We start from the raw sequence: 19,413 nt of genomic DNA on the forward strand, positions 1-19,413 counted from the left end.
TCGTGCCGTCACGCCCCACCGCGCCAAAAAAACAGCGGCTCACGATCACACAGAGGCGACCGTGGCCGCGCAGTCAACGCGCGAAGCGTTCTTACTCGCATAAAGTAAACGAGATTTAAGGCGGCGATATGGTTACGTCGCCGCCTCGTGGCGAATTATCAGCCTTCCTGCGCTTTGAACGGGCCTTCCCACGCCATAGTAGCGAGCGGAGCGCGCCCGGACGGCGTCTCGCGCGGCCTCAGGCCTTCGGGAAGCAACTCGGCCGGACCCTGTCGACCAATCGCGACCGCCGCGTGGATCTTGAATTCGTCCGGCGCTGCGAGTCCCTTCTTCGCCGCCTCCGCGTCAAAGCCGCTCATCGCATGCGTGGCCCATCCCAGATGGTTGGCCTGCAGATGCAGCAGCATCGAAGCCGCTCCGGCGTCGAATTCATGCGTGGTCGCCGGAACAGTTTCCCCCGAAGGCGAGAGCATGACGGTGCGGGACGCGATGTAGACGAGGGCGGAGGCGTTCGAGGCCCAGGACTGGTTGAACGGAATCAACCACGACAGAAACGTTTCCCACTCGGGCGTTCCCTTGCGGGCGACCAGGAAGCGCCAGGGCTGCGAGTTATAGGCGGAGGGCGCCCAGCGCGCGGCCTCGATGATGGACGACAGTTCGTCCCATGAAATCGGCGCGTCAGTGAACGCGCGCGGCGACCAGCGGTCGAGCACAATGCCAAGGGTCGAGGGGCTGGAGACCCGATTTTGCGAAGTCGTCATGATTAAGGTGTGCTTTCCTGCGGAAGATACATAAGGCGGCGGCGGTGCAGAAACCGCGTCAGCCGGGGCCGCAACTGTGGAGCGGGCCGATAGCGCGACGCCCGTCACCGGGGTGACGGCGGCGGCAACGTCGGGCGACCCGCGCCACGATAATACAACGATCCGTCATAACCTACCCCGCCGCGCTTCACCGAAGTCGTTTCCGGGACACCTGCCGTCCCCGCCGCCTGAGGCCGCCCCTGCGGCTGCGCCGTCGTGGCCGTTGCAGACGACGCGCCCCGCGGCGTCACCGGGCGAGCTGCGGGCGCGGGCTGGTCTCTTCGATAATACGGCCCCGCATAAGCCCCGCCGATCTGGGCGGCGTTGAGGCCGTCAACTTCGCTATCGCCAGTGCCATCCGGGTAAGCCGAATTTGGAGGCAGGCTGTTCGAAGGCGGAGCGGCGTGCGTGACAGCCGTCACGGACAGGATAGCTGCTCCGAACGCGACCCGGATCGTCCGGCGCCAGTTCGCAGGCCGTGCTTCGCGATATGAATGACTAACGCGCATGGCAGGATCTTCCCTCGGGGCGGCCGCCAAAGCGGAGACCGTCGCCCTGCCCCACCATAGCGCCTCAGAGGCCGACGGTCTTCGCCGCTTGCGGCAGCATACCTGCCGCAGCGCCTTCGTCCTCCACAAACGCAAAACGCGCCGCTTTCGCGGCGCGCTTCGCAAATCGCGGCTGCCCGCGCCGGATCGGCGCAGATTACTGCGAGGACGCCCCGGTCGAGTTCGCGATCCCCTGCTGCGCCGAACTGGCGCCGCGAGACACATCGTGCCCAACCGAGCTGACGTCCTTGCCGGCGCCCGCCACCGTGTTGCAAGCGGCGAGAGAGAGCAGCGCCGCGCCGATCGCGACCACGCGCGTCAGCTTAACGTCCGATTTGCTGCGGTTAACTGAGGATACCGTTACCATTGGGTCGACACTCCATTAAACAGTCGTCTGCCGCGATAACGTAGACAGGCCCGAGAAAGTTTCACTACAGAGATAACAGTTCGCAATGACGCCCTGTGCGAACGCTGGCGGGCCGCTCCCTACTCGGATAAGCTGCGCCGATGCACGGTATTTTCGCATCAACGCCATCTGGGGGGCGCAAGCGGCCATGACGACGCGCCCGCCCGACACACCCCATGACGCAGCGCCTCAGGCGACTGAAACCCCGCCCGTGCGGAAGCCCCGGCTCACGCCTGCAGCCGAAGCCGCCCTGCAGGAACGGAAAACCGCTGAGGCCAACGCCTTGCGCGCCAATCTGCTTCGGCGTAAGGCGCAAGCCCGCGCCCGCGTGGCCGACGAAGCGTCGCGCGACCAGCCCGCCCGTATCGACACGCCTGCACCGGAGACAGATTCATGCCCATAATGCCCGACACCTGGATCCGCGAGCGGGCGTTAAACGACGGCATGATCGAACCTTTCGTCGAAAACCAGAAGCGTGAGGGCGTGATCTCCTACGGCCTGTCGTCCTATGGGTACGACGCGCGCGTCGCGGACGAATTCCGTATCTTCACCGACGTCAACGGCGCCATCGTCGATCCGAAGGCCTTCACCGAGGACAGCTTCGTATCTCGCAAAGGTCCGGTCTGCGTCATTCCGCCGAACAGTTTCGCTCTGGCGCACACCATCGAACGGTTCCGCATCCCCCGCGACACTCTGGTCGTCTGTCTCGGCAAATCCACTTACGCCCGGTGCGGCATCATTGTTAACGTGACGCCGCTGGAGCCTGAGTGGGAAGGTCAGGTGACGATCGAGATCAGCAACACGACGCCGCTTCCCGCCCGCATCTACGCCAATGAAGGCATCTGCCAGTTCCTGTTCTTCCAGGGCGCGTCGCCCTGCGAAGTCAGCTACGCGGATCGCGCGGGCAAGTATATGGGACAACACGGCGTCACGACACCGAGGCTCTGAACGATGGACCGTTTCATCATCCGCGGCGGACGGCCGCTTCGTGGCGAGATCGTCATTGGCGGCGCGAAAAACGCCGGTCTGAAGCTGATGGTCGCCGGACTTCTGACCGCCGAGCGGCTGGTGCTGACCAACGTGCCGCGCATCGCCGACATCGCGACCATGCGCGATCTGCTGATCCAGCATGGCGTCGCGGTTGAGGACGTCAACGGCGACGGCAGCGCCTACGCCGTCGGCGGCGAGATCACCAGCACGGAAGCGCCTTACGACATCGTCTCGAAAATGCGCGCCTCGATTCTGGTCCTCGGTCCGCTGCTCGCCCGTTGTCGGGAAGCGCGCGTATCCCTGCCCGGCGGCTGCGCGATCGGCACGCGTCCGGTCGACATGCACCTGAAGGGGCTGGAGGCTCTGGGCGCCGAGATCCGGCTTGAAAACGGCTACATCAACGCCCGCGCGCCAGAGGGCCTGATCGGCGAGCGGATCATTCTTCCTTTCGCCTCGGTGGGCGCGACCGAGAACCTGCTGATGGCGGCGACGCTCGCCAAGGGGCGCACGGAAATCGTCAACGCGGCGCGCGAACCGGAAATCGGCGACCTTGTGGCTTGCCTGAACAAGATGGGCGCGCGGATCAGCGGCTCGGGCAGCGGCACGCTCGTGATCGACGGTGTGGAAGCGCTGCAGGGCGCCGAGCATCGGATCATGCCCGATCGCATCGAATGCGGCACCTACGCCTGCGCTGCGGGCATTACGGGCGGCGATGTTCGTCTGGTCGGCGGCAGACTGGACGATCTGGGCGCGGTCGTACGCACGCTTGAAGAAGCGGGCGTCGAAGTGACGGAAGACGAGAAGGGTCTACGGGTACGTCGCACGGGGGCGCTGCGCGGCGTCGACATCATGACCGAGCCCTACCCCGGCTTTCCAACCGACATGCAGGCGCAGTTCATGGCGCTGCTTTCGGTCGCAGAGGGCGCGTCGATGGTCACTGAGACCATCTTCGAAAATCGTTTCATGCATGTGCCGGAACTGAACCGCATGGGCGCGCGAATCAACGTTCACGGCTCATCCGCCATCATCCGCGGCGTGCACGCCCTGTCTGGCGCGCCAGTCATGGCGACCGATCTTCGGGCGTCGTTCTCGCTCATTCTCGCGGGCCTCGCCGCACATGGCGAGACGATCCTGAGTCGCGTGTACCACCTTGATCGCGGATACGAGGCCGTGGAGCGGAAGCTCGCGGCATGCGGCGCGAATATCGAGCGCGTTCGGGAGTAGCGGACGCGCATAGTCGGGCGGTGCTTTCGATCCCGCCCCCTCCGGCGGCCCGTTCCTGTCGACACTTTTTCGGAACGCCTTTTCGATGGACCGCCAAACCAGCGTCTGACCAACGGCGCTGACGTCAACAGGGAAACCAGCCAAGCCACAGCTCTCGATGTCGCGGTCACGAGCCTCCCCCGTTAGCTACGGCACATCGGTCCAGACGCTCCGTACGATTGAAGCACGAAGATTAGTTCCCTGATCGGGGAGACGACGCAGTGACGCGATCACGAACCCGCCGCCAGATGCTCATCGGCGCTAGCACGGGATTGATGTTTGGCGGGATGCCTCTGCCGGCTCTGTCCCGCGCCAGAGCCGACGACGCCGTTGGAACATGGCCATTATGGGAAGGGGCGCCGCCCGGCGGCGGCGGTCCCACAGGCCCCGAACAGATTTCGGCGCACGGCGCAATCACCAACGTCTCCACGCCCACGTTGACGATCTGGCGTCCGGAACGCCCCAACGGCGCGGCGATGCTGGTGGCGGGCGGCGGAGGGTACCAGCGGATTCAGATGCAGAAGGAAGCCGAAGCCGCCGCACGCTGGCTGATTGGCCTGGGCGTGACCGCCTTCACCCTTGCCTATCGCCTTCCCATGGAAGGCTGGGGCGCAGGCCGCCTCGCACCGTTTCAGGACGCGCAGCGGGCCGTGCGTATGATACGCCACAACGCCCCCGCACTCGACCTCGACCCGCACCGTATTGGCGGCGTCGGATTTTCGGCTGGCGGCCATCTTCTCGGCATGACAAGCGCCCGGTCTCACGAGGCGATTTACGCCTCAGCAGACGCAATCGACGTCGCCAGTTCTGCTCTCGATCTGAACCTGCTGCTCTACCCTATTGTGACGCTGAAGCCTCCTTATGATCGGACGTCCACCCGTCGGGTGCTGATCGGCGCCCATCCTACGCCTGAAGATAGCGCCATGTGGTCCCTGGAGACGCACATTCATCGGGGCCTGAGGCCGTTCTTCCTGACCCAGGCAGCAGACGACCAGATTTCGAATCCCGCGAACACCGCCATTTTGGAATCAGCGTGCCAGCAGGCTGCGGTCAGCGTAGAGCGCCATCTTTTTCCAATGGGAGGGCATGGCTTCGGAATGGGGATTCCGGGGACGGAGACCATGACATGGCCTGGATTGGCTGAAAGCTGGATGCGCAAAACGGGCTTTATCGCCTGAAGACAAGCTTCGTTCTCAGCAACGCTATTACCGCACCCTTAAACGTAACAAAATTTTGGGTATCCTCTCACCTGCACTCGGTTACGTAGCCGGGCAGCCGACGATCCCTACCCAAGACTGCCTCTGGCCCCCTCCGAAAGCTGATCGTCGGGCGGGGAGCATATTTATACCAGCGCCTCAAGCATACAGTCTGATTATACGGCAATATATTTAAGTTCGCATTTGAAGGTCACGAAACACACCCATGGACGTAAATATTTCTCAGAAAATAAAATAACTTATTAATTAAATATGACGAAATTAATAGAAGATTTGATTTTTCTGCGTACCCTATGTGAATCCACATCGTAGACGTTATAGTAATCACATGCGACGAGGCGCTTGGCTGGACGCTGCCTGACTGGCTAGAGTGGGTGTCGCATGACATCATCACCTCAATCACCCACGACTTCCGCAGTCGACGAAACTGCGGAGCAGAATGCCCCTCCCTCTCAACCCGCTCACGTGGCCCCTGCAGACGCCCCATCGGAGAGCGCCGCAATGTGCGGAGCGCACCCCGCAGGTGTCCACTCTACGCACGGCGATGCCGCGTCCGAAGACGAAGTTGACGGCGCGTCGATAGCGGCGAAGTCCGAACGCAGCCCCTTCGTCGCAGCCCTGAGCTTCGCGATCCGCCAGTGGACGCGCTGGCCACGATACCTGACGACCACGCTGTCCGGCATGGCCGTCGCCACATTATCCGACGTCGCCACGCCGCTCGTCGCGGGTCGGCTGGTAGAGGACGTGGCGCACCCGCCGCCAGTGGCCGGCGATGCGGTGACAAGCACGGCCGCCCTGGCCGCTCGTGGCGATGCGATGTGGATGCTGGGCGCGCTCGGTCTGCTCGGTCTGGTCAGCGTGGCCGGCAGGCGCGCATCCTTTCTGGGCATAACCCACCTGTCGATCAACATCATGCGCGACGTCGCGCAGGAGAGCTTTGCCCGACTACAGAAATTCTCAACCGACTGGCACGCCAACACATTCGCCGGATCCACGGTCCGCAAGCTGACGCGCGGAATGTGGGCTCTGGACACGCTGAACGACAACCTGCTGCTGATGCTGCTGCCGGAGATGCTCGTGCTGACCGGCACGACGCTGGTGCTCGGCTGGCGTTGGCCTTTGATGGGCGCATTGTTGGCGGGAATGTCGATAGCGTTCGTCGCGCTCTCCTGCGCCCTGACGCTGCGCTATGTCGCCCCGCACGCACGCAAGGCGAACCGCTGGGACAGCCGGGTGGGCGCCGCGTTGGCCGACGCGATCACCTGCAACCCGCTGGTCAAGGCGTTCGGCGCCGAAGCCCGGGAAGAGCGGCGCCTTGGCCGCACGCTGGCGATATGGCGCCTGCGCACCGCCCGTTCGTGGGTTCGCGGCACGAACAGCGGCAACGCGCAGAATCTGGCCGTCACCGGCATGCGGCTGACGCTCGCCTCTGCGGCGGTGTGGCTCTGGTGGAAAGGAGCAGCCGGACCCGGCGACGTCGCCTATGTCCTGACCATGATCTTTCTCGTGCAGGGTTATCTGCGCGATATCGGGCAGCAGGTTTCCGTCGTTCAGCGGTCAGTGAACGAAATGGAAGAGCTTGTCGCGATCTGGGACCAGCCGCCCGCCGTCAGAGATAGGCCGGGAGCCGGGCGCATCGCCATCACCCGGGGCGAGATCCGGTTCGAGCATGTTCTCTTTCGGTATCAGGGTCTGGACAGGCCGCTGTTCAAAGACCTCGACGTCACGATCCCCCCGGGTGGGCGCGTCGGGCTGGTCGGCCCGTCGGGATCTGGAAAGTCCAGCTTCACCAAACTGTTGCAGAGACTCTATGACATCAACGGCGGACGCATCCTGATCGACGGCGTGGATATTGCCTCCGTTCAGCAATCGTCGTTGCGTTCGCAGATCGCAATCGTGCAGCAGGAGCCAATCCTGTTTCACCGCTCTCTGGCGGAAAACATCGCCTACGCCCGCCCTGGCGCAACTCAGTCGGAGATCGAGCGCGCCGCAGAACTGGCGAACGCGTCGGGCTTCATCTCGCGCCTGCCGCAGGGATACGACACTCTTGTCGGTGAGCGCGGCGTGAAACTGTCGGGCGGCGAGCGCCAGCGCGTGGCCATCGCGCGAGCGTTCCTCGCTGACGCACGCATTCTCATCCTTGATGAAGCCACGGCCAGCCTTGATTCGGAGTCCGAGGCTCTGGTGCAGGACGCGATCGAGCGGCTGATGCTGGACCGAACGGTGATCGTGATCGCCCACCGCCTTGCGACCGTCGTCGGCCTGGATCGGATTTTGGTGTTCGAACATGGGGAAATCCGTGAAGACGGCTCCCATGAAGCGTTGATTCGACGCGAGGGAGGACTCTACCGGCGGCTCTATGAGTTGCAGTCGCTGGATGGATAGCGCCGTCAACTGTTCCTGAGCAGACGGAACCGCCTTTTGGCGGGCGCGTCTGTGCTTGGGCGCGAAGACTGAACCGGAGGAAGTGGGTGACGAAGCATTATGATTACGACGTGATCGTCATCGGCAGCGGGCCGTCCGGTCGCCGCGCTGCCGTTCAGGCGTCGAAGTTCGGCCGCTCCGTCCTCGTCGTGGACCGTCGGGGCAAGGTCGGCGGCGTTTCCGTCCACACCGGCACCATTCCGTCGAAAACCCTCCGCGAAACCGTGCTCAACCTGACAGGTTGGCGCGAACGCGGGATTTACGGAATGAACTACCGCGTCAAACAGAATATCGACGCGCAAGATCTCAACATGCGGCTTGGCAAGACGCTCGACGACGAAGTCGAAGTGCTTGAGCACCAGTTTCTGAGAAACGGGGTATCCGTCGAATACGGATCAGCGAAATTCGTTGACGCGCATACGATCGAAATCGAAAATCCGGCAGGCGGATCCCGTCGCGTAAGTGGAAAGGCGATCGTCGTCGCCGTTGGCTCCGCGCCCCATCGCCCGCACAACATTCCCTTCGATGGGACGCGTGTGATCGACAGCGACGGCATGGTCAATCTTGATCGCATCCCACGCTCTCTGACGGTGGTCGGCGCCGGCGTCATCGGCATCGAATACGCCACGATCTTCAGCGCGCTTGACGTCCGCGTCACGATCATCGACCAGCGCGAGCATATTCTCGACTTCATCGACCGAGAGATCGTGGACGACTTCATCCATCAACTTCGCGATCAGAGCGTCAATTTTCGTTTGGGTGGCGCACTGGAGTCCATCGTTATCGAAGCCGGGCAACCCGTCGCCATTCTGGAGGACGGTCGACGAGTTCGGTCGGACCTCCTGCTCTACACCGGTGGACGTCAGGGAGCGACGGGTGATCTCAACCTCGCAGCCGCAGGACTGGAAGCCGACGAGCGCGGACGACTGGATGTCGACCCGATAACTTTTCAAACCAAAACGCCCAATATTTACGCCACGGGGGACGTCATCGGTTTTCCGGCGCTCGCCTCCACGTCCATGGAGCAGGGCCGGATCGCCGCGTGCCACGCGTGCGAACAGCCGGTGCCGCCTGCGCCTAAATTTTTCCCTTACGGCATCTACTCCGTGCCCGAGATATCGATCGTAGGCATCACGGAGGAAGAAGCGCGAAAGAAGAAAATTCCTTACGAGGCTGGCGTGGCGCGTTTCCGGGAGACGTCGCGCGGTCAGATTATGGCCGAAACCCAAGGGTTTCTGAAAATTATCGTATGCCTGAAGACGCACAAGCTTCTGGGTGTGCACATCGTCGGCGAAGCGGCGACGGAGCTGATCCATATCGGTCAGGCCGTGTTGAACTTTGGCGGAAGTTTCGAGTATTTTATCGAAGCTACCTTCAATTATCCGACGTTCGCGGAGGCCTACAAAAGCGCGGCGCTGGACGTGTGGAACCGCATCACGCCCCGCCACGCGGGAAAGGGCGAGCCTCCCGCAATCTCCCCGGAATCATCCGCGCCGCAACGGATGAAAACCGAATCACACTGAAGAAATACAGCGCGCGGCGATTGTCCGATCCCGCACGCTCAGCGCAATCGTGAGCGATGTCCTTCACACCTTCCGCAGGCGCGCTCCCGCCCGGACGGCTGCGCCATGCGGTCAGAAACAATTCTCCAGCCTCCCTACTGCCCCCGGTGGAGAGCCGAGACGCTGCGGCGCGCAAGCAGCGAGATCGTGTCGTTCAACGACGCTTCGTTATTGAAGTAGCTATGCGGCGATTTGGCTCCAACCGTGAATGTCTGAACCGCGCTGAACCCGTCAGCCGTCTTTACCTTCACTGTTTCCTTCGCATCCAGCACGTCGCGCGTCGTCGGCGACCCGATGGTGACGTAGTCAGCCTCTTCCGCGATCGCGACTTTCGTCAAATTGACGGTCAGGACGCGATCCGGGGCGCCCCCTCCAGGAACCGACAGCCCGACGGCGCCAAGACGCGCCTCCAACGCACTCCGCAGTTTGCGTGCGAGGTCCTGCGTGAAATCAGGGTCTTCGCTGCTGATGTCTATGCGCCATGCGCCGCGCAGAAACGCCACAGAACCCGCGGCGGGCGCCTTCGCCGCTTCGGGGGAGCAACCCAGCAAAACGATCGACGCAACGCAACACGCTGCTCCTGCCGAGAACATATCTTGCCGCCTCCGCGAAGAATCGCGGAAACGGATAAGACGGCTGAACCTCACTTCGCGCCGCCGCGCAGCGTCAGCCATTCGGCGACCGCCGCTCTCGTGCGGCTGGCCAACTCTACCGACGTGGCGATCTGCTCCGCTCCACGGGCGGCGGCGAGCCTGGCTCCGGCTGAGTCGCTACTGGCCGGGTCCGCCAGCATTTCGCCGGAAACCTTGGGATTCAGCGACACGGAGGCCACCGACGGCAGCAACTCGGTCTGCGACCACGGAGCCAGACGCTTGCGGATCGCAGCCTGATCGGACTGCGTCAGTTTCCACACGAGATCAGGCGCCTCGCTGTCACGCGCAAGTACGACGAGGGAACGACCGATCCGGCCATTTGGAATGGCGCCGCTGTAAGCCAGATGGAAAGTCTTCTCGATAAGCGCAGGGTCCTGTGACCGTGCGAGCGCAGCGAAGAAGCGGCGTTTCCGCTCCGTGTCGGGGGCCTTGCCGAGCGCATCGGCGAGAACGTCCCACGTGGCGGCGTCGGCGTGGAGTCCGACGATCTGCGTCACCGGCTCCACAAGGCTGGCGTCGAGCGACGACGGATCTTTCCGCCACGCCGCAAACCGCTTCTGCGCCTCCGCGGTCACCTCTGGATCGCCGAACAGACCCAATGTTTCGATAATATCCGGCCTGAGCATGGAGTTCAGGAAGCTTTCGCCCGGCTTCGGCGCCCAACCGAGACGTGCGAGCTGGGGTGCAAGCAGCGAACGGACGAAGGCGCGGAACGCAGGGCGTTCGGGAGCGCCACGTTCCAGTTCGTCCAGCCGACGCAGATGCGACAACGTGTCCTGCCATACGGCGATGCTGGTCTCTCCCTCTTCAGAAAGATTCGCGACCAGATCAAGATAATGCGAGAGCGGTTGCTGAGCGGACTCAAACAGCGCGAACTGGTCGCCCAGCAGATTGACCCGATCCGTCATATCCAGACGCGCAAAAGCCGCTTTCAGGGCCGTATATCCAGCGTCGTCATAAACCGTGCGATAGTAACCGCCTTCTCCGAGATTGACCTTCGCCGGACTGTCACAACCCGCGACGCGCACTGTAGCAGGCGCAGTCGTCAACACGACTTTTTGCGTCGTGACGCCCGGCCCGCCGATGACGATGGGTATGCGCCAGTTCAAGGCTGCGGCGTGCGGATCGTGAATGGCAAAGCGGCTCTGCGACAATGTCAGCGCCGCTTCGCCGCCGACGCATGTCCTCGCGACATGCACGAGGGGAATTCCGGGCTGCTCCGTAAACGTTTTGGCTACGGCGCCGACGTCCTGTTTCGACGCGGCGGAGAGCGCATTCCAGAGATCCTCGCTTGTGGCGTTGCTGTAGGCGTGCGCTTTCATATAGCGGCGCATGCCGTCGCGGAACACGTCCGGGCCGAGCCAGGTTTCGATCATGCGAATGACCTGCTCACCTTTTTGATAGCTGATACGATCAAACGCCTGATCCGCGTCCCGTGCGTCGGCAATGACCTGCTGGATCGGGTGCGTGGTCGACAGCGCGTCCTGCGCCATCGCGCTTTCACGGCCGGAGTGCTCGCGCGGCCAGACTTCCCAACCAGGATTGAAGTGATCGAGCGCCTTCGTTTCCATCCACGTCGCGAAACCTTCGTTCAGCCACACGTTGTCCCACCACGCCATGGTGACGAGATCGCCGGACCACTGGTGCGCCATCTCGTGCGCGACCACGAGGTAGACCAGCTCCTTCGTGCTCGACGCGCTGTGCGCGCGGTCGAAGAGAAGGTCCTCGTCGATGAATGTGATGGCGCCCCAGTTCTCCATGGCGCCCGCCTCGTAATTACCCGGGACGGCGATAAGATCGAGTTTTGGAAGCGGATACGACGTTCCAAAATAACCATTGTAATAAGGAAGAATTTCAGACGCCGCCGAAAGAGCGTAGGCGCCCTGGGACTCCTCCCCCGTCGGCGCGAACACGTTAATCGGGGTATCGCCGCCTTTTCCATGCAGCGCGGACATCTCACCCGCGAGCAGCGCAAGAAGGTAGGTGGACATGCGCGGCGTGACTGCGAACGTCACGCGTTGCGCATCGGGGCCTGCCGCTTCCGTTTTTTCGACGGGCATGTTGCTGATCGGCGTCCAGGCTTTCGGCAGAGTGACCGTCAGATGAAACGTCGCCTTGAAAACCGGTTCATCCCAGCAGGGAAACATCCGGCGGGCGTCGGCGACTTCGAACTGCGTCACCAGCATACGTTTCTGCGCGCCGGACGCGTCCTTGTAGTCGTCGTAATAAAGACCGTTCGGCGTCGCGATGATCGGACCAGAGTAGGACAACGTGAGCCGATGCGCGCCCTTCGTCAACTTGCGCGGAAAACGTATTGTTACCGTCTGGGCTTTTTCATCGTGACTGATGGAGCCCGCAAGTCCGTCCACGTTCGCCGCGCCGACGGTCAGCCCCGCCTGATTCATTACCAGCGTGTTGGTCGGCGTCAGCACGTCCAGCGTGACGCGCTCCTCTCCCGAGAGAGTAAGCTTCGCCATGTCGGTGACTAGCGCGATGTCGTAAGCCCGGGGCGTCACGGTTTTCGGCAACTGCCCCGGTGTCGCAGCAAAAGAGAACGGCGCTTCGGCGCGCCCGGATCCGGGCGCGAGCAGGAGCGCTGCTCCGCAAAGCAACGTGGAGGCGAGGAGCCGCATATGACGCATGTGTCTTTTTCCGATCGAAGTGATCCGCCGATGCAACCACAAATCGGGCTGTTGAAAAAGAAACGTCACAAAGGCTGCGAAAGCCCCCTTGACCGGGGGGCGAGGCCCGTTTAAACGCCCTCTCCACACCCGGTTCGCCGGTTGTCATCTTGCCCAGATGGCGGAATTGGTAGACGCGCAGGTTTCAGGTACCTGTGGCCGCAAGGTCGTGGAAGTTCGAGTCTTCTTCTGGGCACCACTCTTTCTTTCTCAAAGCAAGGCAGGTCATGAACGGTAGGCACACATCCTCCGATGGCGCCATCACCCTTCATCATGACGATCTGCCCGACGGCCTGGATCTCGGCCCCGTTGTCGCTATCGACACGGAGACGATGGGCCTCAATCCCCACCGTGATCGCCTCTGCCTCGTGCAGTTGTCGTCTGGCGACGGAACCGCACACCTCGTGCAGATCCGACCCGACGCCCCTGGCGGAAAACCCGCTGACTGCCCAAATCTGAAGCGCCTGCTCGCCGACCCCGACGTGCTCAAACTGATGCATTTTGCGCGATTTGACGTCGCCGTGCTTCAGCACACGTTCGGCGTGACCGTGGCGCCTGTCGCCTGCACGAAAATTGCCGCGCGTCTGGTGCGCACGTTCACGGATCGCCACGGCCTCGCTGCCCTGTGCCGGGACCTTCTCGGCGTGGATCTGAGCAAGCAGCAGCAAAGCTCGGATTGGGGCGCTCCGTCTCTGACGCCGGAGCAACTCGCTTACGCAGCGTCCGACGTCCTGTATCTCCATGCCCTGTGGGGAAAACTGGAAGCCCTGCTTGTGCGCGAAAACCGACGCGAGCTGGCGCAGGCTTGTTACGATTTCCTTCCGGCGCGCGCGCGGCTCGACATTCTCGGGTATGAAGAACCGGACATCTTCTCCCACCGAAGCTGACTTCGGCGCGTTCGCGCGTGACGGCATGATTGACCGCACGCCCGTGCGGGATGATAGAAGCCGGACATGACGCACCCCGCCCCCTCCGGGTCCCCCCTCCCTGACATCACCGGCAACGCCTTCTGCTCGCCGGACGATTCGCGACGATCGGCGGCGTCAGCCGCGCGCGACGTCATCGAAAAAGAGACGGTCGGGCTCAATGCGCTCGCCGAGGCTATGCTCGACGCCAGTGGGCTGGGTGGACAATTTTCCAAAGTCGTCGAAGTCATCGCCTCGCTGGAAGGGCGCGTTGTCGTCACCGGCATCGGCAAATCCGGTCATATTGGGCGCAAGATACAGGCGACCCTCAGTTCCACCGGCACCCCTGCCCTGTTCGTCCACCCGGTGGAGGCGTCCCACGGCGACCTCGGGATGCTGGCGCGAGGCGACGCGGTGCTGATTCTCTCCAATTCCGGCGAATCGGCCGAACTGGCTGACATGGTGGCGCATAGTCTGCGTTTCGGACTGCCACTGATAGCGGTGACCGCGCGTCCGGAATCAAGCCTTGGCCGCGCCGCAGACCATGTTCTTCTGCTCCCGGCGGTGCCGGAAGCCTGCCCCGTCGGTCTGGCCCCGACCACCAGCAGCCTGATGCAACTCTCTCTCGGCGACGCACTGGCCGTCGCCCTGATGGAGCGACGCGGCTTCACGGCGGGCGATTTCGGCGTGTTTCATCCCGGCGGCAGACTCGGCGCGCGCCTGCGCACGGTCAGGGAGTTGATGCGGACGGGAGACGCCCTGCCTTTCGTCACGCCGGAAGCGTCGTTGCGCGACGCGATCATGGAGATGACCCGCAAGGCCCTGGGCTGCGTCGGCGTCGTTGGGAAAGACGGACAGCTCTCGGGGATTATCACCGATGGCGATCTTCGCGGCGCGCTCGATCGCGATCTGAACGCTACTCCCTCCGGCGCGGTGATGAACCGCGCGCCTCTGACGGTGGCCCCGGACATTCTCGCCGCCGAAGCGTTACGTCTGATGAACGAACGCGACAAGCCAATCACGTCGCTGTTCGTGCTTACGCCGGAGCGTCAGGTCGTCGGCGTCGTGCATGTGCATGACTTGTTGCGGGCGGGCGTCGCATGACGGACGACAAACCGCCTCAAGACGATTCCGCCCGGCTTGAGCGTCACGATTTCAACCGTTCGGGGGAAGACGTTCGCCAGCAGCGCGCCGCAATGCAGGCTGCCTCCGTCGCCGCGCGCAAGGCGCCGTCGGGCGCCGAGATCGCACGCCGTCAGGCGATGGTGCGGTGGGCGAAATGGGTGCTGCCCGCAACGGCGCTGCTACTGCTCAGTTCTATCGCCGTCTGGCCGGAGATTCAGAGACTGATGAACGCCAGCCGCTCGGCGTTGACGGAAGCGACGCGGCTGCGCCTTGAGAGCGGCAATCTGGCCGGAGCGGTCTATCGTAGCGTCGACACGCATGGACGGCCCTACATGATAACCGCCGTGACCGCACATCAGGTCGACGACGACCGCATTGATCTGGTCGAGCCCACAGCCGATACGCTCACGCAAAGCGGCGCATGGCTTTATCTGCAATCCGAGACCGGGGTATATATGCAGAAAGAGCAGACGCTCGCTCTCACCGGGGAGGTAAGGCTGTACCGAGACGACGGATTGATGATGAGAGGACCGACGGCGGACATAGACATGCGCGCCGGCGTCGTCGCCTCCAACACGTGGGTCCGCGTCGAGGGACCGTTTGGCGTCCTCGACGCGAAGTCGTATTGGCTGTCGCAACATGACGGCGTGGCCCAGTTTCGCGGGCCGGGTCGCCTGATACTGAACGACGACCGCAGTCCCAGCCAAGGCAAGGCGAGTTGAATGGCGCCCCATAGATTCCCCGACTTCGCGCCACTTCTCGTCGCGAGCGCACTCCGACCGGCAAGCGCTGCGTTTGGCGCCGTCGCCAGCGTCATGACCGGTTTCGTGACCCTGACCATGCTTGCGCCGCAGGCGCGCGCGCAAGCGATCGACCTCTCGCACGGCGGCCAGATCACGGTCACCGCGCTCGGCGGCTTCGACTGGGACCAGAACGCACAGAAAGTCACGGCCTATGATCAGGCGCAGGCAGTTCGCGGGGACGTCACCGTCACGGCGGACAAGCTGATCGCCTATTACCGAAAGAAAGCCGCCCAGCCCGGTGCTGCAGATGCGAAGGGCGCCCTCCCTACGTCAGCCGCACCCACTATGGCCACGCCGCCAACCGCGCCCGTGGCGGCGGCGCCTCCGGGAACGGCGCCGACCGCATCGGGGAATGGTCCGACCGGGGGGATGGATAGCTCCGGGGCGAACGAAATCTACCGTCTCGAAGCCATAGGGCATGTGCACATCTTCACCGCCACCGATCAGGGATGGGGCGACAAGGCCGTCTACGACATCGATCAGGCCGTTCTGGTGATGCACGGCAAGGCCATGAAGATCACCACGCCGCAAGACGTCCTGACGGCGCGCGATTCGATGGAGTATTATTCGCAACCGCGAATCTCCATCGGACGCGGCGACGCCATCGTGACGACCAACGAAGGCAAGCAGGTGCGGGCCGACGTGCTGGTCGGCTACAGCGCCCCTCCCGACAACACTGCGTCTCCAGCCGCGGCGACGCCTGCGCCGAAAGCCGGGGGCGACCCAATCGCCAACGGCTCAGGCAAGCTTGAGAAGGTCAACGCCTTCGGCCATGTCTGGGTCCGCACCCCCACGGAGGTCGTAGTTGGCGATCGCGGCGTCTACGTGCCGGACACGGGCATCGCACGCATCGTCGGCAACGTGCATATCACTCGCGGGCAGAACCAGCTTCAGGGTTCGGCGGCCATTATCAATATGCACACCGGAATTGCGACCATGACGGAACGCCCCGGCGCACGCGTGAACGGACTGGTCGTACCCAACAACAATAACGGCGGCGGCAGCCATTGATGACCACTGAGCAGACACAGGCCATCGAGGAGCCGTTTTCCGGCCACCCCTCCCCCCTGAATGCGCGCGGAGACCGCACGCATGGACTTTTCGCGGACGGCATCGGCAAGTCGTATAAAAAACGCGAAGTGGTGAAAAACGTCTCCATCGAAGTGCATCGGGGAGAAGCCGTAGGCCTGCTCGGCCCGAACGGCGCGGGCAAGACGACCAGCTTCTATATGATCGTCGGACTGGTGCAGCCTGACACTGGCGCAATCACGCTCGACGGCGCTGACATCACCCGCCTGCCAATGTACCGCCGCGCACGCCTTGGCATTGGCTACCTGCCGCAGGAAGCCAGCATCTTCCGGGGCCTTAACGTCGAACAGAATATCATGGCGGCCCTTGAGGTCGTGGAGCCGGATCCTGATCGCCGCGACGCGATGCTGGACGGGTTGCTGGCGGAGTTCGGCATCTCGCACCTGCGCCGCTCCCCATCCCTCGCTCTTTCCGGCGGCGAACGACGACGGCTTGAAATTGCGCGCGCGTTGGCGAGCCAGCCGCATTACATCCTTCTCGACGAACCCCTGGCGGGCATCGATCCCATCGCAGTGGGCGAAATCCGTGATCTCGTGTCGCATCTGAAGGATCGCGAAATTGGCGTGCTGATCACCGACCACAACGTCCGTGAAACGCTGGAAGTCATCGACAGGGCCTACATCATGCATGGTGGTCAGGTGCTGATGCAGGGCGTGCCGGAAGAGATCGTCGCGAACGAAGACGTGCGCCGCGTGTACCTTGGAGAAAGTTTCTCCCTCTAAACTGACCGCATGACGCAGGTCCCCGGGCTTCATCTTCGACAAACGCATAATCTGGTCATGTCGACGCAATTGCGACTGGCCATCCGCATTCTACACGCGACGAGTCAGGAACTGACCGCGCTTGTAGACGACGAATTGCAGCGTAATCCGTTGCTGTCACGAGCGTCAGACAACGCCGATCTGCCGCCGGAGCGTCCTGCGCCCGACCAGATTTCGGGCGGGTCGGAACCCCTCACGTCCTCCGACGCGTTGATCGAAAACACCCTTCCCCCGGACGACGCCCCACCGCTCGACGCAGAATTCATTCACATGGCGGAAGCGGGTGGTTTCGACGACTGTTATGATCGAGACGGCGCCCCTGTCGCAGGATCTGGCGGCGCGCGAACGGCAACCACAGAAACCGCACGCGACTGGTGGGGCGAGCGATTGGAGCGCCTGCCTGCTCCAGTGTCCCTGCACGAAAGCCTGGGCGAGCAACTGCGCCTCGCGCGCCATCTGGACGCGCGTGACCGTCTTATAGGCGGGCATCTGATCACACTTCTCGATCCGGTCGGACGCCTTTCACTCTCTACGAAGGACATCGCTATACGCCTTGGCGTCGAAACCACTGTCGTCGAAAAAATTCGCATTCTGATGATGGGATTCGAACCCACGGGACTGTTCGCGCACTCGCTTCAGGAGTGCCTTGCAGCGCAATTGATCGCACAGAACCGCTTTGATCCGGCGATGGCGGCGATGGTCGACAATCTCGATCTCCTCGGCGCGCATGAATACGCCCGCGTCAGAGCCATATGTGGCGTCGATACGGAAGACTTCGCAGACATGCTGTCAGAGTTGCGACGCCTGAACCCGAAGCCCGGCTTCTTGGGCATTGAGACGCCGCCTGTGCTTATCGCTGATCTTCGCGCATGCCACACCCCGGAAGGAAACTGGCGCGTCGAACTCAATCCAGATGCTGCGCCTCACCTCCGATTGGACGGCGCGTTGATGGCCCGCTCGCTCTCTTACGGCTCTCGATCCGACCATGCATTCGTTCGCGCGGAAGGCGCCCGGGCACGCTGGCTGATGCGCGCAATCAGCCAGCGATCTCGAACCTTGCTGACGGTCGGGACAGAAATCATGCGCGTACAAGGTCAGTTTGTCGACGAGGGCCCTACGGGCCTACGCCCCTTGACGCTGCAGCAGGTCGCCGTCGAAACCGGCCTGCACGAAAGCACGATCAGCCGCGCGACCAACGGGAAGTATATCGAGACCCCACGCGGCGTCATCGAACTGAAATATTTTTTCACACAGGCTGTCAAAGGACGTGATGCTGGCAATACTCAAAGCGCTGAGGCCATACGTTTCAAAATACGTAGAATGATCGACAACGAAAATCCAGGCGATACGCTGTCCGACGACGCGATCGTGCAAAAACTTCGCAAAGAAGGAATAGACATCGCACGACGAACCGTGGCCAAATACCGAGATGCGTTGCGCATAGCATGCTCAACGCAGAGAAAAAGGGAGAAAGCCGCCTCAGTCTGACGGCGCGCGCTCACCGTCAGATCGACCTGGCGACCGGTTTCCTCAACAAAGGAGCCTGTCAGAATGAACATTCATGTGGCCGGTAAACAACTTGATTTGTCAGACGCGCTGAAACAACGCGTGACATCCCACCTGGGCGGCATTGCCGACCGATATTTTGATCAGGCGCTGGAAGCGGACGTAACGTTCAGCCGCGCTCGGTCATTTTTTACTTGCGATATCAACGTCCACGCAGGTCGTGGGCTGACCCTGCGCGGAGAAGGCGAGGCATCGGACGCGCACAGCGCATTCGATGACGCAGCCGAGCATATTGCCCGCAGACTACGGCGTTATCGTCGTAGGGTGCAGACGCACTCGCGCGCCTCGGCACGCCATCCTGGACCGGAAGTCGGACGCACCTATGTGTTGCGACAAACGGAGCCGCCTGCAACTTCGCTGCAAACAGCTGACGAAAGCGAAGGGCCTTATGCGACCATCATAGCCGAGCAACCGACGGAAATCGCACTTCTGAGTGTCAGCGAAGCCGTGATGCGCCTTGATCTGGCGGATAGAAACCTTCTGGTTTTCCGCAACAGCGTCAGCAGGCAGATCAATATCGTCTACCGCCGAGACGACGGAAATATTGGCTGGGTCGATCCAACCCCTACGTGACCCGCCATGCGGTCGACCCCAGCAATATGCCGGGGTCCGCCGTGTTT

At 62.7% G+C, this 19,413-nt stretch carries 18 protein-coding genes and 1 tRNA gene; 14 read left to right on the plus strand and 5 right to left on the minus strand.

Going from position 1 to position 19,413, the window contains the following annotated elements; genetic code table 11:
* Nucleotides 1-158: 158 nt before the first annotated feature.
* The 3 genes from G442_RS0102580 to G442_RS0102590 all read right to left on the minus strand — a co-directional run bounded on the left by G442_RS0102580 (nucleotide 159) and on the right by G442_RS0102590 (nucleotide 1,715).
* Nucleotides 159-761, minus strand: coding sequence for a nitroreductase family protein (locus G442_RS0102580; RefSeq protein ID WP_026396721.1), 603 nt, complete (start codon nucleotides 759-761; stop codon nucleotides 159-161).
* 104 nt (nucleotides 762-865) lie between these two features.
* Entirely contained in the window at nucleotides 866-1,309 is a 444-nt protein-coding gene (locus tag G442_RS20580; protein ID WP_035376012.1) for a hypothetical protein, read from the minus strand.
* Nucleotides 1,310-1,505: 196 nt separating this feature from the next.
* Nucleotides 1,506-1,715: an entericidin A/B family lipoprotein gene (locus tag G442_RS0102590; RefSeq protein WP_026396722.1), complete on the minus strand. Its 210-nt coding sequence runs from the start codon at nucleotides 1,713-1,715 to the stop codon at nucleotides 1,506-1,508.
* A 187-nt stretch (nucleotides 1,716-1,902) separates the two neighbouring features.
* Between G442_RS0102590 and G442_RS20585 the strand changes: the two genes are divergently transcribed.
* From G442_RS20585 to sthA, 6 genes are all read left to right on the plus strand, one after another.
* Nucleotides 1,903-2,157: a hypothetical protein gene (locus G442_RS20585; protein ID WP_035376013.1), complete on the plus strand. Its 255-nt coding sequence runs from the start codon at nucleotides 1,903-1,905 to the stop codon at nucleotides 2,155-2,157.
* Nucleotides 2,148-2,702, plus strand: a complete 555-nt coding sequence (gene dcd, locus G442_RS0102600) for a dCTP deaminase (protein WP_026396723.1) — start codon at nucleotides 2,148-2,150, stop codon at nucleotides 2,700-2,702. The genes G442_RS20585 and dcd overlap by 10 nt, the downstream gene beginning before the upstream one ends.
* 3 nt (nucleotides 2,703-2,705) lie before the next feature.
* Entirely contained in the window at nucleotides 2,706-3,968 is a 1,263-nt protein-coding gene (gene murA, locus G442_RS0102605; RefSeq protein ID WP_026396724.1) for a UDP-N-acetylglucosamine 1-carboxyvinyltransferase, read from the plus strand.
* Nucleotides 3,969-4,228: 260 nt separating this feature from the next.
* Nucleotides 4,229-5,185 carry an alpha/beta hydrolase gene (locus G442_RS0102610; RefSeq protein ID WP_246789298.1) on the plus strand — a complete coding sequence of 319 codons (957 nt, stop codon included), beginning with the start codon at nucleotides 4,229-4,231 and terminating at the stop codon, nucleotides 5,183-5,185.
* Nucleotides 5,186-5,725: 540 nt separating this feature from the next.
* Entirely contained in the window at nucleotides 5,726-7,609 is a 1,884-nt protein-coding gene (locus G442_RS0102615; RefSeq protein ID WP_084440301.1) for an ABC transporter ATP-binding protein, read from the plus strand.
* Between the two features lie 86 nt (nucleotides 7,610-7,695).
* On the plus strand, nucleotides 7,696-9,171 hold the full coding sequence (gene sthA / locus G442_RS0102620; RefSeq protein ID WP_026396727.1) for a Si-specific NAD(P)(+) transhydrogenase: 1,476 nt from the start codon (nucleotides 7,696-7,698) through the stop codon (nucleotides 9,169-9,171).
* A gap of 134 nt (nucleotides 9,172-9,305) precedes the next feature.
* Here the strand turns inward: sthA and G442_RS0102625 are convergent, their stop codons facing one another.
* On the minus strand, nucleotides 9,306-9,803 hold the full coding sequence (locus tag G442_RS0102625; RefSeq protein ID WP_146882104.1) for a hypothetical protein: 498 nt from the start codon (nucleotides 9,801-9,803) through the stop codon (nucleotides 9,306-9,308).
* Between the two features lie 50 nt (nucleotides 9,804-9,853).
* Entirely contained in the window at nucleotides 9,854-12,505 is a 2,652-nt protein-coding gene (locus G442_RS0102630; protein ID WP_035376014.1) for a M1 family metallopeptidase, read from the minus strand.
* Between the two features lie 151 nt (nucleotides 12,506-12,656).
* Here G442_RS0102630 and G442_RS0102635 point away from each other — a divergent pair.
* From G442_RS0102635 to hpf, 8 genes are all read left to right on the plus strand, one after another.
* Nucleotides 12,657-12,743, plus strand: a tRNA-Leu gene (locus G442_RS0102635).
* A 28-nt stretch (nucleotides 12,744-12,771) separates the two neighbouring features.
* Nucleotides 12,772-13,431, plus strand: a complete 660-nt coding sequence (locus G442_RS0102640) for a ribonuclease D (RefSeq protein WP_026396730.1) — start codon at nucleotides 12,772-12,774, stop codon at nucleotides 13,429-13,431.
* A gap of 66 nt (nucleotides 13,432-13,497) precedes the next feature.
* A complete protein-coding gene (locus G442_RS0102645; protein ID WP_084440302.1) occupies nucleotides 13,498-14,553 on the plus strand; it encodes a KpsF/GutQ family sugar-phosphate isomerase in 1,056 nt (351 codons plus the stop codon).
* On the plus strand, nucleotides 14,550-15,296 hold the full coding sequence (gene lptC / locus G442_RS0102650; RefSeq protein WP_026396732.1) for an LPS export ABC transporter periplasmic protein LptC: 747 nt from the start codon (nucleotides 14,550-14,552) through the stop codon (nucleotides 15,294-15,296). The genes G442_RS0102645 and lptC overlap by 4 nt, the downstream gene beginning before the upstream one ends.
* Complete coding sequence (locus G442_RS20590) at nucleotides 15,297-16,388, plus strand: LptA/OstA family protein (RefSeq protein WP_051291838.1); 1,092 nt, start codon at nucleotides 15,297-15,299, stop codon at nucleotides 16,386-16,388.
* Nucleotides 16,388-17,188: an LPS export ABC transporter ATP-binding protein gene (gene lptB / locus G442_RS0102660; RefSeq protein WP_243430123.1), complete on the plus strand. Its 801-nt coding sequence runs from the start codon at nucleotides 16,388-16,390 to the stop codon at nucleotides 17,186-17,188. The genes G442_RS20590 and lptB overlap by 1 nt, the downstream gene beginning before the upstream one ends.
* Before the next feature lie 9 nt (nucleotides 17,189-17,197).
* Nucleotides 17,198-18,715, plus strand: a complete 1,518-nt coding sequence (rpoN, locus tag G442_RS0102665) for an RNA polymerase factor sigma-54 (protein ID WP_026396734.1) — start codon at nucleotides 17,198-17,200, stop codon at nucleotides 18,713-18,715.
* Nucleotides 18,716-18,778: 63 nt separating this feature from the next.
* A complete protein-coding gene (gene hpf / locus G442_RS0102670) occupies nucleotides 18,779-19,366 on the plus strand; it encodes a ribosome hibernation-promoting factor, HPF/YfiA family (RefSeq protein ID WP_026396735.1) in 588 nt (195 codons plus the stop codon).
* Nucleotides 19,367-19,413: the final 47 nt, after the last annotated feature.

The organism is Acetobacter nitrogenifigens DSM 23921 = NBRC 105050 (assembly GCF_000429165.1).
Classification (GTDB): Bacteria; Pseudomonadota; Alphaproteobacteria; order Acetobacterales; family Acetobacteraceae; genus Acetobacter; species Acetobacter nitrogenifigens.

Coding starts and splice junctions, on each gene's coding strand:
- G442_RS0102580 (WP_026396721.1), bottom strand. CDS start 761: ATGACGACTTCGCAAAATCGGGTCTCCAGCCCCTCGACCCTTGGCATT.
- G442_RS20580 (WP_035376012.1), bottom strand. CDS start 1,309: ATGCGCGTTAGTCATTCATATCGCGAAGCACGGCCTGCGAACTGGCGC.
- G442_RS0102590 (WP_026396722.1), bottom strand. CDS start 1,715: ATGGTAACGGTATCCTCAGTTAACCGCAGCAAATCGGACGTTAAGCTG.
- G442_RS20585 (WP_035376013.1), top strand. CDS start 1,903: ATGACGACGCGCCCGCCCGACACACCCCATGACGCAGCGCCTCAGGCG.
- dcd (WP_026396723.1), top strand. CDS start 2,148: ATGCCCATAATGCCCGACACCTGGATCCGCGAGCGGGCGTTAAACGAC.
- murA (WP_026396724.1), top strand. CDS start 2,706: ATGGACCGTTTCATCATCCGCGGCGGACGGCCGCTTCGTGGCGAGATC.
- G442_RS0102615 (WP_084440301.1), top strand. CDS start 5,726: ATGTGCGGAGCGCACCCCGCAGGTGTCCACTCTACGCACGGCGATGCC.
- G442_RS0102625 (WP_146882104.1), bottom strand. CDS start 9,803: ATGTTCTCGGCAGGAGCAGCGTGTTGCGTTGCGTCGATCGTTTTGCTG.
- G442_RS0102630 (WP_035376014.1), bottom strand. CDS start 12,505: ATGCGTCATATGCGGCTCCTCGCCTCCACGTTGCTTTGCGGAGCAGCG.
- G442_RS0102640 (WP_026396730.1), top strand. CDS start 12,772: ATGAACGGTAGGCACACATCCTCCGATGGCGCCATCACCCTTCATCAT.
- G442_RS0102645 (WP_084440302.1), top strand. CDS start 13,498: ATGACGCACCCCGCCCCCTCCGGGTCCCCCCTCCCTGACATCACCGGC.
- lptC (WP_026396732.1), top strand. CDS start 14,550: ATGACGGACGACAAACCGCCTCAAGACGATTCCGCCCGGCTTGAGCGT.
- G442_RS20590 (WP_051291838.1), top strand. CDS start 15,297: ATGGCGCCCCATAGATTCCCCGACTTCGCGCCACTTCTCGTCGCGAGC.
- lptB (WP_243430123.1), top strand. CDS start 16,388: ATGACCACTGAGCAGACACAGGCCATCGAGGAGCCGTTTTCCGGCCAC.
- rpoN (WP_026396734.1), top strand. CDS start 17,198: ATGACGCAGGTCCCCGGGCTTCATCTTCGACAAACGCATAATCTGGTC.
- hpf (WP_026396735.1), top strand. CDS start 18,779: ATGAACATTCATGTGGCCGGTAAACAACTTGATTTGTCAGACGCGCTG.